The 15,827-nt window shown below is 70.7% G+C and carries 16 protein-coding genes; 6 read left to right on the forward strand and 10 right to left on the reverse strand.

What is annotated here, in order from left to right; genetic code table 11:
• Positions 1–131 precede the first annotated feature (131 nt).
• The gene (locus tag OHT57_RS05860) at positions 132–332 is read right to left on the reverse strand and encodes a hypothetical protein (RefSeq protein WP_328744967.1); all 201 of its coding nucleotides are present in this window, start codon (positions 330–332) and stop codon (positions 132–134) included.
• Between the two features lie 153 nt (positions 333–485).
• Between OHT57_RS05860 and OHT57_RS05865 the strand changes: the two genes are divergently transcribed.
• Positions 486–2,504 (forward strand): NPCBM/NEW2 domain-containing protein, encoded by a 2,019-nt coding sequence (locus OHT57_RS05865; RefSeq protein ID WP_328744968.1) that lies wholly within the window; start codon positions 486–488, stop codon positions 2,502–2,504.
• A gap of 88 nt (positions 2,505–2,592) precedes the next feature.
• On the opposite strand, the gene OHT57_RS05870 is transcribed toward OHT57_RS05865, so the two are convergent.
• Entirely contained in the window at positions 2,593–3,543 is a 951-nt protein-coding gene (locus tag OHT57_RS05870; protein ID WP_328744969.1) for an ROK family protein, read from the reverse strand.
• A gap of 194 nt (positions 3,544–3,737) precedes the next feature.
• On the opposite strand from OHT57_RS05870, the gene OHT57_RS05875 reads away from it, so the two are divergent.
• Together OHT57_RS05875 and OHT57_RS05880 are read left to right on the forward strand one after the other, a co-directional pair.
• On the forward strand, positions 3,738–4,787 hold the full coding sequence (locus tag OHT57_RS05875; protein ID WP_328753128.1) for a LacI family DNA-binding transcriptional regulator: 1,050 nt from the start codon (positions 3,738–3,740) through the stop codon (positions 4,785–4,787).
• Between the two features lie 7 nt (positions 4,788–4,794).
• Complete coding sequence (locus OHT57_RS05880) at positions 4,795–5,589, forward strand: hypothetical protein (RefSeq protein ID WP_328744970.1); 795 nt, start codon at positions 4,795–4,797, stop codon at positions 5,587–5,589.
• Here OHT57_RS05880 and OHT57_RS05885 read toward each other — a convergent pair.
• Positions 5,535–7,451: a serine/threonine-protein kinase gene (locus OHT57_RS05885; RefSeq protein ID WP_328744971.1), complete on the reverse strand. Its 1,917-nt coding sequence runs from the start codon at positions 7,449–7,451 to the stop codon at positions 5,535–5,537. The two genes, OHT57_RS05880 and OHT57_RS05885, sit on opposite strands and share 55 nt — an antisense overlap.
• Positions 7,452–7,547: 96 nt before the next feature.
• Positions 7,548–8,864 (reverse strand): DUF6986 family protein, encoded by a 1,317-nt coding sequence (locus OHT57_RS05890; protein WP_328744972.1) that lies wholly within the window; start codon positions 8,862–8,864, stop codon positions 7,548–7,550.
• A 189-nt stretch (positions 8,865–9,053) separates the two neighbouring features.
• Here OHT57_RS05890 and OHT57_RS05895 point away from each other — a divergent pair, with 189 nt between their 5' ends.
• On the forward strand, positions 9,054–9,947 hold the full coding sequence (locus tag OHT57_RS05895) for an endonuclease/exonuclease/phosphatase family protein (RefSeq protein WP_328744973.1): 894 nt from the start codon (positions 9,054–9,056) through the stop codon (positions 9,945–9,947).
• 56 nt (positions 9,948–10,003) lie between these two features.
• Here OHT57_RS05895 and OHT57_RS05900 read toward each other — a convergent pair whose 3' ends face one another.
• The 4 genes from OHT57_RS05900 to OHT57_RS05915 form a co-directional block, all read right to left on the reverse strand.
• Positions 10,004–10,966, reverse strand: a complete 963-nt coding sequence (locus tag OHT57_RS05900) for an electron transfer flavoprotein subunit alpha/FixB family protein (protein WP_328744974.1) — start codon at positions 10,964–10,966, stop codon at positions 10,004–10,006.
• Between the two features lie 76 nt (positions 10,967–11,042).
• Positions 11,043–11,831, reverse strand: a complete 789-nt coding sequence (locus OHT57_RS05905; RefSeq protein WP_328744975.1) for an electron transfer flavoprotein subunit beta/FixA family protein — start codon at positions 11,829–11,831, stop codon at positions 11,043–11,045.
• Between the two features lie 226 nt (positions 11,832–12,057).
• Positions 12,058–12,567 carry a flavin reductase family protein gene (locus tag OHT57_RS05910; protein WP_328744976.1) on the reverse strand — a complete coding sequence of 170 codons (510 nt, stop codon included), beginning with the start codon at positions 12,565–12,567 and terminating at the stop codon, positions 12,058–12,060.
• Positions 12,568–12,775: 208 nt separating this feature from the next.
• The gene (locus OHT57_RS05915; RefSeq protein WP_328753129.1) at positions 12,776–13,189 is read right to left on the reverse strand and encodes a TlpA family protein disulfide reductase; all 414 of its coding nucleotides are present in this window, start codon (positions 13,187–13,189) and stop codon (positions 12,776–12,778) included.
• A gap of 75 nt (positions 13,190–13,264) precedes the next feature.
• On the opposite strand from OHT57_RS05915, the gene OHT57_RS05920 reads away from it, so the two are divergent.
• Both OHT57_RS05920 and OHT57_RS05925 read left to right on the forward strand, forming a co-directional pair.
• Positions 13,265–13,681, forward strand: a complete 417-nt coding sequence (locus tag OHT57_RS05920) for a DUF4395 domain-containing protein (RefSeq protein ID WP_328744977.1) — start codon at positions 13,265–13,267, stop codon at positions 13,679–13,681.
• Positions 13,682–13,868: 187 nt separating this feature from the next.
• On the forward strand, positions 13,869–14,597 hold the full coding sequence (locus tag OHT57_RS05925; protein ID WP_328744978.1) for a lysophospholipid acyltransferase family protein: 729 nt from the start codon (positions 13,869–13,871) through the stop codon (positions 14,595–14,597).
• 77 nt (positions 14,598–14,674) lie between these two features.
• Here the strand turns inward: OHT57_RS05925 and OHT57_RS05930 are convergent, their stop codons facing one another.
• A complete protein-coding gene (locus OHT57_RS05930; RefSeq protein WP_328744979.1) occupies positions 14,675–15,247 on the reverse strand; it encodes a transglutaminase family protein in 573 nt (190 codons plus the stop codon).
• Positions 15,248–15,307: 60 nt separating this feature from the next.
• Complete coding sequence (locus tag OHT57_RS05935) at positions 15,308–15,820, reverse strand: GNAT family N-acetyltransferase (RefSeq protein WP_328744980.1); 513 nt, start codon at positions 15,818–15,820, stop codon at positions 15,308–15,310.
• Positions 15,821–15,827 lie beyond the last annotated feature (7 nt).

Raw genomic sequence — 15,827 nt, forward strand, 5'->3', positions numbered from 1 at the left:
CTGTTCGGCCCCCTGTGGTTTGCCCGTTCCACCCTGCCACGGAAACCAGCCGCAGTTGAGGGCACATGAACGCGACGCCGGAGCCCCCACATCCAGGGGCTCCGGCGTCGCGGTCCGTGCGGTGGAACCCGTCAGCGGTTCTGCCCGAGGGCGGTCTCGTCGACGCCGTCCAGGCTGTCGCTGGAGACGGTGTGGCCGAGGGTGCTCAGGGTGTCGTCGACGTTGATGTGGTTCAGGTCCTTGCCCAGGTCCAGGGAGTGCGACGGCGTGACCGCGGCGACGACGAAGCCGGTGGCGAGGGAGGCGATGGCGAGCATGCTGCGCTTCTTCATGCGCTGATCAACGGCACCGGACGAAATGAGTCACGCTGACGCCCCTCGCACGGCTCCCTTCCACCACAGTCCAACACGTCCTACCGTAAACGCCCACCAGATGACGCGTACATGCAGTCATCCCACCTTCCGCTGGTTCGGAGGAACGTAACGATGCGTCACCTTCACACCCGCACAACCCGCCGAAGGGTGATCGCGGCACTCACCGTGCTGCTTTTCTCGGCACCGGGAGTGACTCCCGTGGCCGTCGCGGACGAGACGGGCACACGGTCGCCCACTCTCGCCGACGGCCTGGCCCTCACCCCGCCCATGGGCTTCAACAACTGGAACTCCACCCACTGCCGGGCCGAGTTCAACGAGGCCATGGTCAAGGGGATCGCGGACATCTTCGTCGAGAAGGGCCTCAAGGACGCCGGGTACCAGTACGTCAACCTCGACGACTGCTGGGCCCTGCCGGCCCGGGACGCCGACGGCAAGCTCGTCCCGGACCCGGCCCGCTTCCCGAACGGGATCAAGGCCGTCGCCGACTATGTGCACTCCAAGGGCCTGGGGCTCGGGATCTACACCAGCGCGGGCACCAAGACGTGCAACTCCGCCGGTTTCCCGGGTGCGTTGGGCCATGAGTACAGCGACGCCCGGCAGTTCGCCGACTGGGGCGTCGACTACCTCAAGTACGACAACTGCAACAACCAGGGCGTGGACGCCCAGTTGCGCTACACGACCATGCGCGACGCCCTCAAGGCGACCGGCCGGCCCATCGTCTACAGCATCTGCGAATGGGGCCAGAACAAGCCCTGGGAGTGGGCGGCCGACGTCGGGCACCTGTGGCGCACCACCGGCGACATCAGCGACAACTGGGGCTCGATGCTGTCGATCCTCAAGCAGAACCTGCCCCTGGCGCCCCACGCGGGCCCCGGCCACTGGAACGACCCCGACATGCTGGAGGTCGGCAACGGCGGCATGACCTCCACCGAGTACCGCTCGCACTTCTCGATGTGGTCGGTCATGGCCGCACCCCTGCTCATCGGCAGCGACCTGCGCTCGGCCTCACCTCAGACCCTGGAGATCCTCGGCAACAAGGAGGTCATCGCCGTCGACCAGGACCCGCTGGGCAAGCAGGGCACCGTGGTCTCGTCCGAGGGCGGACGCTGGGTGGTCGCCAAGGAGATGCGGGACGGCAGCCGCACGGTGGCTCTCTTCAACGAGACGAACGGCCCCCGGCGCATCGCCACGACCGCCGCGGCCGTCGGCCTGCCCGGCGCCGACGCCTACACTCTGCGCGACCTGTGGCGGCACGAGAGCTACAACACCGCGGGCACCATCTCGGCGACCGTCCCCGCGCACGGCACGGTCCTGGTACGGGTCGTTGCCGACCGCCGGTGGTACCAGCACCCGCCCGCCGTCGAACTCGGCCTGGGCGACAGCCCGTTGACCGAGGCGGGCACCCCGGCCAGGCTGACGACGACGGTCACCGACCTGGGCCGCACCCCGGCCCGGCAGGTCTCCGTACGGCTGTCCGGCCCCGCGGGCTGGGCGGTCGAGGCGACCTCGCCGACCGTCTCCGCGGCCCTGCCCACGGGCCGTTCGCTGCGCACCAGGTGGTCGGTCACCGCGCCACCAGGAACACCGACCGGGTCGTACGACCTGACGCTCAGGGCGAGTTACCGCGCACCGACCGGCGTCCGGGCCGACACCACTCTGCCCTTCACCGCGACCGTGGTGGTGCCGCCGCCCTCGGGCACCTCCGGCCTCGGTGACCTTCCGTGGCTGTCGGCCGCCAACGGCTACGGGCCCGTCGAACGCAACACCAGCAACGGGGAGAGCGCCGCGGGCGACGGTCATCCGATCACTGTCGGCGGGGTGGTGTACGCCAAGGGCCTCGGTGTGCACGCCGAGAGCACCGTCGAGTACTACACGGGCGGGGCCTGCGAGACGGTCACCGCACAGGTCGGCGTCGACGACGAGAAGGGGGCGAACGGCACCGTCGCCTTCGAGGTCTGGGCGGACGGCACCGAGGTGGCGTCCACCCCCACCCTCACCAACGCCATGCCGGCCCAGCCGCTCACCGCCGACGTCACCGGCGCCCGGCTGATCCGGCTCGTCGTCACCGACGGCGGGGACGGCGTCGACTCGGACCACGCGGACTGGGCGGACGCGCGGCTGAGCTGCTGACAGCGCTCGGCGACCGGGCCCGCCGCGGGACCCGGTCGCCAAGTGAACGTTTCTGCCGGTACCGCCGCCCCGTCGCGACGCCCAGGAGTCAGACCGCCGCGGCCGTGTCCGCCTGCCTCGCGAGCGCGGCCGCGGCCGCGCCGACCAGCCCCGCGTCCGTGCCCATCTGCGCGGGCACGATCGTCAGACGCTGGACGAAGGAGAGAGTCGCGTAGTCGCCCAGCGCCTTGCGCAGCGGCTCGAAGAGCACGTCGCCCGCCTTGCCCACCCCGCCGCCGATGACGGCGATGTCGATCTCGACGAGGGTCGCAGTGGCGGCGATCCCGGCGGCCAGCGCCCGGGCGGCCCGCGCGAAGGACGCCACGGCGACCGGATCTCCGGCCCGGGCCGCGTCGGCCACCGCGGCGGCGGAGGTGTCGCCGTCCGGGCCGGGCAGCCAGCCGTTCTCCAGCGCCCGCCGGGCGATGTTCGGCCCACTGGCTATGCGCTCCACGCAGCCGCGCCCCCCGCACGGGCACGGGTCGCCGTCCAGGTCGACGCTGATGTGCCCGATGTGACCGGCGTTGCCGGTGGGCCCGGCGTGCAGCTGACCGTTCAGGACCAGGCCACCCCCGACACCCGTCGAAACGACCATGCACAGCGCGTTGTCGTGCCCGCGGGCGGCGCCCTGCCAGTGCTCCGCCGCCGTGATGGCCACGCCGTCGCCGATCAGCTCGACGGGAAGCCCGCCGGCCGCCGCCCGGACATGCCGGACCAGCGGATAGTCGCGCCAGCCGGGCACGTTCACCGGGCTCACGGTGCCGGTGGAGGCGTCCACCGGTCCCGCGCTGCCGATGCCGAGGGCGGTGGCGCGTCCCCACAGCGGTGAGCCGGTGAGCTCGCCGAGCGTCGCCTCGACGGCGCGCATCACGCTCTCGCCGTCCTCCTGTGCGGGCGTGGCGCGTTGCGCGCGCAGGAGGATCCGGCCGTGGCCGTCCACCAGCGCTCCGGCGATCTTGGTGCCGCCGATGTCGAGCGCAGCCACGAGGTCGGTGTGCATCAGTGTCAGTTCTCCCCGTCAACCTTGAGGAATGGACAGGCCGGTCTCGCGGTGGGGGCGCAGACCGGCAGATTGCGGTGGACAGTGTCTCCCGCATCTGACAACGTTGTCCAGGCTCTATGCTCGACGCCACATCCTCATACAAAATCATGAACCGCCGCATCCCCGTCGACGACAGGACAGGACGCCGTATCGTGCCCGACACCCACAGCCGAGCAGACCGTCACTCCGCGACCCGGTACGGCAATCGCCCGACCATGAAGGACGTGGCCGCACGGGCCGGTGTAGGGCTCAAGACGGTCTCGCGCGTCGTGAACAGCGAGGCGGGTGTGACGCCGGAGACCGAACACCGGGTCCGGGAGGCCATCGAGGCGCTCGGCTTCCGCCGCAACGACAGCGCACGCGTGCTGCGCAAGGGCCGCACCTCAAGCATCGGCCTGGTCCTGGAGGACCTCGCCGACCCGTTCTACGGCCCCCTCAGCCGCGCCGTGGAGGAGGTCGCCCGGGCCAACGGCGCCCTGCTCATCAACGGTTCCAGCGCGGAGGACCCGGAGCGGGAGCAGGAACTGGTGCTGGCACTGTGTGCCCGGCGCGTGGACGGGCTGGTGGTCATTCCCGCCGGTGACGACCACCGTTATCTGGAGCCCGAGTTGAAGGCCGGCGTCGCCACGGTGTTCGTGGACCGTCCGGCGGGCCGGATCGACGCCGACGTGGTCCTGTCCGACAACTTCGGCGGCGCCCGCGACGGCGTGGCCCACCTGATCGCCCACGGCCACCGGCGGATCGGCTTCATCGGTGACATGCCTCGCATCCACACGGCCGCCGAGCGGCTGCGCGGGTACCAGGCCGCCATGGAGGACGCCGGCATAGAGGTGGCGGACGCCTGGACATCGCTCGGGATCACCGACCCGGAGCGGGTGCGCCGGGCGGCCGAGAAAATGCTCTCCGGGCCCTCCCCCGTCACCGCGATCTTCGCGGGCAACAACCGGGTGACGGTCACCGTGGTCCGCGTCCTCGCCGAACACACCCGCCGGGTAGCCTTCGTCGGCTTCGACGACATCGAACTCGCCGACCTGCTCCAGCCGGGCGTCACCGTCGTCGCCCAGGACGCGGCGACCCTCGGCCGCACGGCCGCGGAGCGGTTGTTCCGCCAGCTGGACGGCACGCTGCTGTCGCCGGAGCGGATCGAACTCCCGACGCGGTTGATCACCCGCGGCTCCGGTGAACTGCCGCCGACGGACTGAGCAGCGGATGCGGGACGTCACCCTGGAGGCCCTCGGCCTGGCCGGGGCGCCCCGCGAACACCCGTTGCGCTACCCCGGCGTCTGGCCGCCGGACTCCGCGCTCCTCGACGGCGACCGGCTGTTGCCCCTCGACCGCCTGACCCACGAGGACCGGGTCCCCGTCCTCGCGGTCGGCTCCAATGCCAGTCCGGGTCAACTGCGGCACAAGATGGCCGAGTTCGGGATCACCTCACCGATCCCGATGGTGAAGACGCGGGTGAGCGGCGTCGGCATCGGCGTCTCCGCGCATGTGAGCCGCATGGGATACGTGTCCGCGTCCCCCTTCCATGCCCCGGACGCCGTACGGGAGTTGTTCGTCATCTGGCTGGACGCCGAGCAGCTCACGGTCGTCGACGCGAGCGAGGGGGTACCGCTGCCGAACGGCAACTACGCCCGCGCCCTGCTGCCCGCGCCCGAGGTGCGGGTCGAGCTGCCCGACGGCATGGCACTGCCGGGCGTGCACGCGTACGTCAACCGCCACGGCGTCCTGCACGACGGCACCGGCGCTCCCCGCACCCATCCCGGCCAGCGGGAGCTGCTGACCGAACTCCTCGTGGAATCAGCCCGGTTGAGGGAGTTGTTCGGCATCACACCCGAGGAGTTCGTGGCACGGGCCCGCGCCGACCACCTGCTGTGCGAGGCGGGCACCCGGCTGTTCGCCGACGAGAAGCGGGTGGCGGAGTCGGGCCTGGAGCCGTTCCTGAGGGTTCAGCAGACCGGGAGCCCCGGCACGGCCTCGTCGTTGTTCCCGCCCTTGATGTAGACGACGCTGACATAGACACCGGTGTTGCCGCTGTCGTCGTCCGTCTTCGCCCACCACACGTTGGTCCACTCGCCGGACGTCTCGCGGCGGCCCAGGTTCGACTGGCAGTAGAAGTAGTTGGTGCCCTTGTAGAGAACGCCGGCCTCGGCGCCGGACGCGGTGTAGGACGTGGCGGTCTTCCAGACGGTGCAGTTGTACTTACCGCCGCCGACGGCGGTGCAGGCCGGGGTCGGCTCCGGGGTACTGGAGGCGCCGCCGTCCCCGGTGCCCCCGGTCCCGGTGCCGCCCGAGCCGCCGTCTCCGGAGGTGCCGCCCGAGCCGCCACCCGAGGTGCCGCCGCCCGCGGAGTTCGCGGTGGAGGTCGCGGAGGCGGGGCTCGAGGGTTCGGAGCCGTCCTTCCCGCCGGACGTCTCCTTCCCGCTCGGGGTCTTCTTGGCACCCTTGCCCGTCGGCTCAGGGCTGCTGGAGCGGTCGGCCTCGGTGCGGGGGGACGATGAGGCCGTCGCGCTGGTGCCGGACGCGGACGGGCGGACGTCGGCTTCGGCGTTGCCCGTGTTGTTCAGCAGCACCACGGCGGTTCCCGCCACCGCCAGGACAACGGTGACGGCCGCCGCGACGAGCAGTGCGCGCCCGTTGCGGCGGGGTGGGTCGGAGACACCCATGAGGCCCGTCGGGGGCTGCTCCGGGGAGACGTGGGGGCCGAAGCCGTGGACGGGGAGACCGGGCTGTCCTGGAGTACCGCCGTGGGCGGCGGGCGCCCCGAAAGCCTGGGCACCGACCGCGGCCTGCCCCGGGGTGTCGAACCCGGTTGCGGCCGCGGGCTCCGCCGGCTGGGGGGACCCCGCACCTGCCGGGCCCGCCATCCGGAAGCCCGGCGGCAGCAGCGGAGTGTCGGGGGCCGACTCCGGTTCCGCCCGTCCGGCCGGAGCCGCCGGGTTCCGCAGAGTCGTCGTAGCGCTGTCCGTCTTGGCGCTGTCCGTAGTGGCGCTGTCCGTCCCTGCCGCGTCCGCCACCGCCTGCAGCAGCTCGCGGGCCTCCTCGGCGCCCGGACGGGCCTCCGCACGCTTGTCCAGCAGACGCTCCAGGACGGGACCGAGGGCTCCGGCGCGGTGGGCCGCGGGGAGCGGTTCGCCGACGATCGCGGTGAGCGTGGAGAACGTCGACGTACGGCGGAACGGCGAGGCGCCCTCGACGGCCGCGTACAGCGTGGCCCCCAGGGCCCATACGTCGGAGGCCGGGCCGGGATCGGCGCCCTGGGCCCGCTCGGGCGCCATGTAGTCCAGGGAGCCGACGAGATGACCGGTGCGGGTGAGCTGGGTCGCCGCGCCGTCGCCCGGGTCGTCCATGGTGGCGATGCCGAAGTCGGTCAGCAGGACGCGGCCGGAGCGGTCGAGCAGGATGTTGCCGGGCTTGACGTCCCGGTGCAGCACGCCGGCTTGGTGGGCGGCGGCCAGCGCGTCCATGACCTTGGCGCCGATCCCGGCCACCTCACGCGGGTCGAGAGGGCCGCGCTCGCGCAGCACCGCGTCCAGGGACGGTCCGTCGACCAGCTCCATGACGATCAGTGGACGTCCGTCGATCTCGCCCACGTCGTGCACCGCGACGACACCGGGATGCCGGACCCGGGCCGCGGCACGGGCCTCGCGCTGCATCCGCAGCCGCAAATCGGCGAGTTCGGGGCCGTCCGCGTCGGTGTAGGTGCGCAGTTCCTTGACCGCGACCTCACGGCCGAGCACCTCGTCGACGGCCCGCCAGACCACTCCCATGCCGCCACGCCCGAGCTGGGCCACGACGCGATAGCGCCCGGCCAGCAAGCGACCGGTCTCGTCCTGGCCCTTCCCGTTGGTCTCCCCCGAAGACACAGCTGCCCCGTTCCTGTGAACACGTCAATGCGTGCGGTACAGACTACGGGGCACGAGTGACAACTCCAGTCGGCGGTTGCAACCGTGACAGGTCCGCTACTTCTGCGGCTTTTTCGTGGAAACGGTCAGGTCACCGCGCCGAGGTGCCGCATAGCTCTCCAGGTCGGCCCGGGTCAGACCGGCCAGCCGGGCCACCTCGGCGATGTCGAGGGCACCGCAGTCGAGGCCGCGCAGCAGGTAGCCGCTGAGCGCCTTGGCGGTGGCGGGTTCGTCCATGACGTCGCCGCCCGCGCGGTTGGCGTAGCGGGCGAGACGGCCGGCGGCCTGCTCGAAGCCCTCGCGGTAGAAGGCGAACACGGCCGCGTACCGGGTGGGGATGTGGCCGGGGTGCATGTCCCAGCCCTGGTAGTAGGCGCGGGCCAGCGCCCGGCGCGTCAGTCCGTAGTGCAGCCGCCAGGCGTCGTGGACCTTCGCCGTGGGCCCGACCGGCAGGACGTTGGTGGAGCCGTCGGACACCCGTACGCCGGTGCCCGCGGCCGCGATCTGCATGACCGCTTTGGCGTGGTCGGCGGCGGGATGGTCGCTGGCCTGGTGGGCGGCGGAGACGCCGAGGCAGGCGCTGTAGTCGAAGGTGCCGTAGTGCAGTCCGGTGGCGCGGCCCTCGGCGGCCTGGATCATCCGGGCGACGGTGGCGGTGCCGTCGGTGGCGAGCACGGCCTGGCTGGTCTCGATCTGGATCTCGAATCCGAGGCGGCCGGGGTCCAGCCCGTGCGCTTTCTCGAAGGCCTCCAGGAGCCGAACGAACGCACTGACCTGCTCGGCGTATGTCACCTTCGGCAGGGTCAGCACCAGCCCCTCGGGCAGGCCGCCCGCCGCCATGAGGCCGGTGAGGAAGACGTCGAGGGTGCGGATGCCGCGGTCCCGGACGGCCGCCTCCATGCACTTCATGCGGATGCCCATGTACGGGGCCGCGGTGCCGTTGTCGTACGCCTCGGCGATCAGCCGGGCCGCGCGGGCCGCCGCCTCGTCCTCCTCGGCGTCCGGACGCGGGCCGTAGCCGTCCTCGAAGTCGACGCGCAGGTCCTCGATCGGCTCGTGCTCCAGCTTGGCCCGTACGCGCGTGTGGACCGGCTCGGCGAGTTCGTCGGACAGCCCGAGCACGGCGGCGAAGGACGCGGCGTCCGGGGCGTGTTCGTCCAGGGCGGCGAGAGCCCGGTCGCCCCAGGAGCGGACGGTGTCGGCGGCGAAGACGTCACCGGGGACGTAGACGGTGTGTACGGGCTGTCGGGTACCGGGGTCTCCGGGGTAGCGGCGCTCCAGTTCGGCGTCGACCGGCGCGAGGGAGGCGCTGATCTCCTCGCTCACGGCACCCGCGAGGCTCGTCGCCACCTTCTCCTGCTGGCCCTGACCCATCCCGCATCCTCCTGTTTTCCGCTCTACGGAATCAACAATCCGTAGAGCGAAGTTATCCGCGAATCTTCCCGACGGTCAACACCCCGTCCACGGCGTGAGCCGCCAGGTTCACCCAGGATGCCGAGAACCCCTACGCCGTCTTCCACAGTCCGGCTCGAACATTCATCCTGGTCCGTCGGGAGGGACACCATGCCGGACATCAACAGAATGACGCGTCGTATGGGGCTCAGAACCGCAGTGGCCGCCGCCGTCACCGTGCCGCTCATGGGCACGCTGCCGGCCTCCGCCGCCAGGTCGGCCAACCGCCGACTCGATGTCATGACGTTCAACCTACGCTTCGCCAGCACCTCCGAACCCAACAGCTGGGCCGCCCGCCGCCCGGTGATGCGGCAGCTGCTGCGCCAGGAGGCCCCCACCGTCCTCGGCACCCAGGAGGGCCTCTACCAGCAGCTGCGCGACATCCACTCCGATCTCGGACCGCACTACGACTGGATCGGCACCGGCCGCGAGGGCGGCAGCCACGACGAGTCCACGGCGATCTTCTACGACACCCGGCGTCTGGCCCCCGTCGAACACGACACGCTCTGGCTCTCCGACACGCCCAGGGTCATCGGCTCCAACACCTGGGGCGCCGCGTTCCCCCGGATCGTCACCTGGGCGCGCTTTCGCGACCGGGCTGTGGGCGGACGGGACTTCTACGTCCTCAACACGCACTTCGACCATGTGAGCCAGTACGCGCGCGAGCGTTCCGCGCAGCTCCTCGCCCGGAAGATCGACGCGTTCGACCACTCACTGCCGGTCGTCGTGACCGGCGATTTCAACGCCGCGGCCCACGAGAACCAGGCGTACGACATCCTTCTCGCCACCGGAGTCGTCGACACCTGGGACGCGGCGGCCGAACGCAGCAGGCTGTACGCGACCTTCCACGGCTACAGGCCGCTGACTCCCGACGGCGAACGCATCGACTGGATCCTCGCCACGCCGGGCACCACCGTCCACCGGTCCGTCATCAACACCTTCGAGATGAACGGGCAGTTCCCCAGCGACCACCTGCCGGTGCAGACCACCGTGACCCTGGGATGAGCCGAGGCCCCCGCGACCATGGGTGGTCGCGGGGGCCTCGTACGCCCGGAAAGGGATCAGCCCTTGCGGGTGTTGATCTCCTGGGTGAGGGCGGGGACGACGTCGAAGAGGTCGCCGACGATGCCGTAGTCGACGAGGTCGAAGATGGGGGCTTCGGCGTCCTTGTTGACCGCGACGATGGTCTTGGAGGTCTGCATGCCGGCGCGGTGCTGGATGGCGCCGGAGATGCCGTTGGCGATGTACAGCTGCGGGGAGACGGACTTGCCGGTCTGGCCGACCTGGTTGGTGTGCGGGTACCAGCCGGCGTCCACCGCGGCCCGGGAGGCGCCCACGGCCGCGCCGAGGGAGTCGGCCAGGGCCTCGATGATGGCGAAGTTCTCGGAGCCGTTGACGCCGCGGCCGCCGGAGACCACGATCGCGGCCTCGGTCAGCTCGGGACGGCCGGTCGACTCGCGCGGGGTACGGGCGGTGACCTTGGTGCCGGTGGCCTGCGCGGAGAAGGTCACGGACAGGGCCTCGACCGCGGCGTCGGCCGGAGCCGCTTCCACGGCGGCGGAGTTGGGCTTGACGGTGATGACCGGGATGCCCTTGGAGATGCGGGAGCGGGTGGTGAAGGAGGCGGCGAACACCGACTGGGTGGCGACGGGTCCCTCGTCGCCGGCTTCCAGGTCGGTGGCGTCGGTGATGATGCCGGAGCCGATGCGCAGCGCGAGGCGGGCGGCGATCTCCTTGCCCTCGGCGGAGGAGGGCACCAGCACGGCGGCCGGGGAGAGGGCCTCGACGGCGGCCTGCAGGGCGTCGACCTTGGGCACGACGAGGTAGTCGGCGTACTCGGAGGCGTCGTGGGTCAGGACCTTGACGGCGCCGTGCTCGCCCAGGACGGCGGCGGTGTCGGCGGCACCGGCACCGAGCGCGACGGCGACCGGCTCGCCGATCCGGCGGGCCAGGGTCAGCAGCTCCAGGGTGGGCTTGCGGACGGCACCGTCCACGTGATCGACATAGACGAGAACTTCAGCCATGGGAATGCTCTCCTGCGGATTGCGAAGTCTTAAGGGGCGGTAAGGGAGTTGAGCCTCGGCGGGCCAGCGGCCTCTTTTAGATGAACTTCTGGCTCGCGAGGTACTCGGCGAGCTGCTTGCCGCCCTCGCCCTCGTCCTTGACGATCGTGCCCGCGGTACGGGCCGGGCGCTGGGTGGCCGAGTCGACCGTGGTGTAGGAGCCCTCAAGGCCCACCTGTGCAGCGTCCAGGTCCAGGTCGGACAGGTCCCAGGCCTGCACCGGCTTCTTCTTGGCGGCCATGATGCCCTTGAAAGAGGGGTACCGCGCCTCGCCCGACTGGTCGGTCACCGACACCACCGCCGGCAGCGAAGCCTCCAGCTGCTCCGAGGCCGCGTCACCGTCGCGACGGCCCTTGACCGTGCCGTCCTGGACCGAGACCTCGGAGAGCAGGGTCACCTGCGGGACACCCAGGCGCTCCGCCAGCAGCGCCGGGACCACGCCCATGGTGCCGTCGGTGGAGGCCAGACCGGAGATCACCAGGTCGTAGCCGGCCTTCTCGATCGCCGCGGCCAGCACCAGCGAGGTACCGATCACATCCGTGCCGTGCAGACCGTCGTCCTCGACGTGGATGGCCTTGTCCGCGCCCATGGACAGCGCCTTGCGCAGCGCGTCCTTCGCGTCCTCGGGACCGACGGTCAGCACGGTGACCTCGACGTCGTCATCGGAGTTCTCCGAGATCTGCAGCGCCTGCTCGACCGCGTACTCGTCCAGCTCGGAGAGCAGACCGTCCACGTCGTCCCGGTCGACGGTCAGGTCATCGGCGAAATGCCGGTCGCCGGTGGCGTCGGGCACGTACTTCACAGTGACAACGATCCTCAAGCTCACGCCGGCTCTCCTACTGCATCGTCATTTTTCGGCTGCCTCTTGCAGGCAGCATAGGCGCCCCAAGCGGCCGATCCCGGTCGGGGCGGGCTGCGTTCCGACCGCAATATTACTCACCAGTACACCCAGCTCCTGCCCGCTAAGCAAGCGCTTTGAACTGTGACCTTCGCAACGCAGCGTAATCGGAACCGGACAGTCGTGCACACCAGCGGAAAAGCTGATGAACCGGTCAGCCGCGCAGGCCGTTGAACTGCCCCTGGTGATAGAGCAGCGGGCGGCCGGCACCCGCGGGGTCGCCGAGGCTCACCTCGGCCAGCACGATGCGGTGGTCCCCTGCGGGCACGCGTGCGACGACCCGGCAGACCAGCCAGGCGAGAACGCCGTCGAGGACGGGAACCCCCTCGGGCCCCTCGCGCCAGGCAGTGGGCGCACCGAAGCGGTCGGCGCCGCTGCGGGCGAAGGTGGCGGCCAGCTCTTCCTGGTGCTCGCCGAGTATGTGCACACCCACGTGATCGGCCCGGGACATGGCGGGCCAGCTGGAGGCGCCCGTTCCGATCCCGAAGGAGAGCATCGGGGGGTCGGCGGACACCGAGGCGAGGGAGGTGGCGGTGAAGCCGACCGGGCCCGTCTCACCACTCGCGGTGATCACGGCGACGCCTGCCGCATGCCTCCGGAAGACGGAGCGCAGCAGGTCGGGAGAGGCGAGCCGAGGGGTGTCGACGTCGGGCGTGGCCGTCATGCGGTTGTCCTTCTGCGAGGAGTGCCGAGCTGGACCGTGGCTGCTCAACAGACCGGACAGCACGCGCTCGCGGTGCGGGCGAGATCGACGTGCGCCCGCCCGAACAGAAGGAGTTCCGTAGGCATGCAGTCAGGCTGACGAGACGCGCTGCATTCAGTCAAGTTCGTTCCGGCGGGTGGGAGATGCCTCACCGGGGGTCCGCCCGGGGTCACACCGCCTCCCCGATCGCCGCTATGACGTCCGCCTTGCGGGGCTGGCCGGTGGCCCTGCGTACGACCCTGCCGTCGGCGTCGAGGACCAGCACGGTCGGCGTCTTGAGGATGTCGAGCTCGCGGACCAGGCCGAGGTTCTTCTCCGCGTCGATCTCGACATGGGCCACACCCGGGACCAGGCCGGCGACCTCGCCCAGCACTCGCCGGGTCGCCCGGCAGGGCGCACAGAAGGCGCTCGAGAACTGGACCAGCGTGGCGCGTTCACCCAGTTCCTGGCCCAACTCGGCCGCGCCGAGCCTCTTGTCGTCGTCGCGCCCGCGCACCCGTACTCTCCCGCTCCGCCGCCGTTGCAGCACTCCGAAGCCGCTCGCCGCCGCGAGCACCACCATGCACACCACAAGTCCGGTCATCACCTGCACAAGCATTCACGAGACTGCAAAGATTCCCGACTCCCTGCGGCCCGTCCGTTGCGGAATGCTGGATTCATGGACATTGATGCAAGGGGACCGCGCTTCGGTGCGGCCGTGACGACCGTCGTCCTGGCGGCCGTTCTGATCACGGGCAGCTTCTGGCTGCTGGCCTGGCAGACGCTGGCGTTCGCGCTGGGCGCGGCGGGCGGGGTGGGCCGATCGCCGTACGGCTGGCTGTTCCGCAGGGCCGTAAGGCCCCGGATCGGGGCGCCGACCGAGTTCGAGTCGCCGGAACCGCCGCGGTTCGCGCAGGCCGTGGGCCTCGCTTTCGCGGGGCTGGGACTCGTCGGCTACGGGATCGGGCCGGAGTGGCTCGGGCTCGCCGCCACCGGAGCGGCCCTGGCGGCGGCGTTCCTCAACGCCACGTTCGGGTACTGCCTGGGATGCGAGATGTACCTGCTCGTGCGGCGGGTGACGGTACGCGCGGAGTAAAGGTGCCGTAAAAGCCCAAGGTGGATCACCGGGTGGACGTGACAAGAATCTCGCCCGAGGCGGGCGTCAGGACTGGCTCCCCGCCCGTTCTTGGGGCACGATCTGCGAGATGCCGTAGACCTACGGCTGCGTAACTTAATGCCGGGACTCGCCTTCTCCGGCAGAGCAGGAAGGGCTCACCCCGCCCATGGCAGAGCTTGTCTACCGCCCCGTCGTCGGATTCGCCCAGGCGCTGTTCAAGGCCTGGGACCTCAAGATCGACTGCAAGGGTTCGGAGAACATCCCGCGCTCGGGCGGCGCGGTTCTGGTGAGCAACCACATCAGCTACCTGGACTTCGTCTTCAACGGCATGGCAGCGCTCCCGCAGAAGCGTCTCGTGCGTTTCATGGCGAAGGAGTCCGTCTTCCGCCACAAGATCTCGGGTCCGCTGATGCGCGGAATGAAGCACATCCCGGTCGACCGCACCCAGGGCGAGACGGCCTACGCCCACGCCCTGGAGTCGCTGCGGTCGGGTGAGATCATCGGGGTCTTCCCCGAGGCGACCATCTCGCAGTCCTTCACGCTCAAGAGCTTCAAGTCGGGTGCGGCACGACTGGCCCAGGAGGCGGGCGTACCGCTGATCCCGATGGCCCTCTGGGGCACCCAGCGGATCTGGACCAAGGGCCACCCGCGCAACTTCAAGCGCAGCCACATCCCGATCACGATGCGGGTCGGTGAGGCGATCGAGGCTTCGCGGGACAAGTACGCGGGGGCGATCACCCGACAGTTGCGGGAGCGGGTCAACGAGTTGCTGGAAGCCGCTCAGCGGGCCTATCCGGTGCGCCCCAAGGGGCCGGACGACACCTGGTGGATGCCGGCCCATCTCGGCGGTACGGCGCCCACTCCGGAACAGGTGCGGGAGACCGAGGCCCGGTAGCTGTTCGGCTGCGGGTGCGTCGGGGTCGGCCGCGCGCCACTCCGTGCCCCCGGAGGGCGCTTCGGCGAGGCGTGCCCTCAGAGTGCGGTGGGGAGCGTTCGCCAGAGGGACGGCCGGTCGGGGGCGGCCCTGAGCGCGCTCAGGACGGCCGGGTGCGGTTCGGCGTGGAGCTCGGGGCAGTCCGTCTCGCCGGACTCCGGGTCGGGCATGAAGGCCAGCCGCTCGCCGTCGAGGGAGAACTGAGCGTCCACACCGGGCTTGTTGCCCCGGGGGTCCTGGCGGTGCCAGGCGCCGTTGAACCGCACCGCGACCAGACCGTGCACCACGTCGAACTTCTGATAGCAGAACGCGGTCGGGATGTCCTCCGCGCGCAGCAGGGCGGCCAGCGCGTGGGCCTTGGCGTAACAGATACCGGTGCGCTGCTCCAGGACGTCGGACGCCCGCCAGGTGACGCGCAGGTCACCGGAGTCCTGCGAGTGCGGGATGGTGTCGCGCACGAACTCGAACGCCAGGCGCGCATAGGCATACGAGTCCACCGCCTCCTTGGCGAGGCGAGCGGCCGCCTCTCGGACAACCGGATGGCCATGGTCGATGACCTCGTCGGCGGCCAAGTAGGCGGAAAGGTCGGGGGTCTTCTGGATCAGCTCCATGCCTGCAGAGCATAAGAAGACGATCACCACACGTCAATAAATTTACTGAATACAGCATATTCATGCGGCGTAGCAGTGCACGGCGACCAACTGGGACGCGCTCCACCGCTGTTCGACCGTTGCCAGCCTCGTCCAGCCCAGCCGTTCGTAGAGAGCCGCAGCCGCGGTGTCCGAGGCGACCACATCGAGCACCGGGTGCAGGCGGTGACGCCTCGCCTCCTCCACCGCTCGGCCGATCAGCAGCGCGCCGATCCCGTACCCTCTCGCCTGCGGAGCGACGAACAGCCGGCCGACCACCGCGGCCTCTTCGCTGCTCGTGCCGTTCCGCTCGCTCCACAGGACCGGGGCCAGGTCGCCCTCCTCGCTGCGGGAGATGCTGACGTGGCCCGCCACCCGGCCGTCCGACTCGGCGACCCAGCTGCCCAGGGCCGAGGCCTGCGCCAGCCATTCACCGGGCCGCGCAGGCCAGTTCACCGGGTAGCCGTCGCGCCGATGGACCTCCCCCAGCACTCGTACGCATTCCTCGATGTCGTCCTCGGTCCTCGGCCGAACCCGGTGTTCTGTTCTGTCCACACCGGCA

It is taken from the genome of Streptomyces sp. NBC_00285 (assembly GCF_036174265.1).
Classification (GTDB): domain Bacteria; phylum Actinomycetota; class Actinomycetes; order Streptomycetales; family Streptomycetaceae; genus Streptomyces.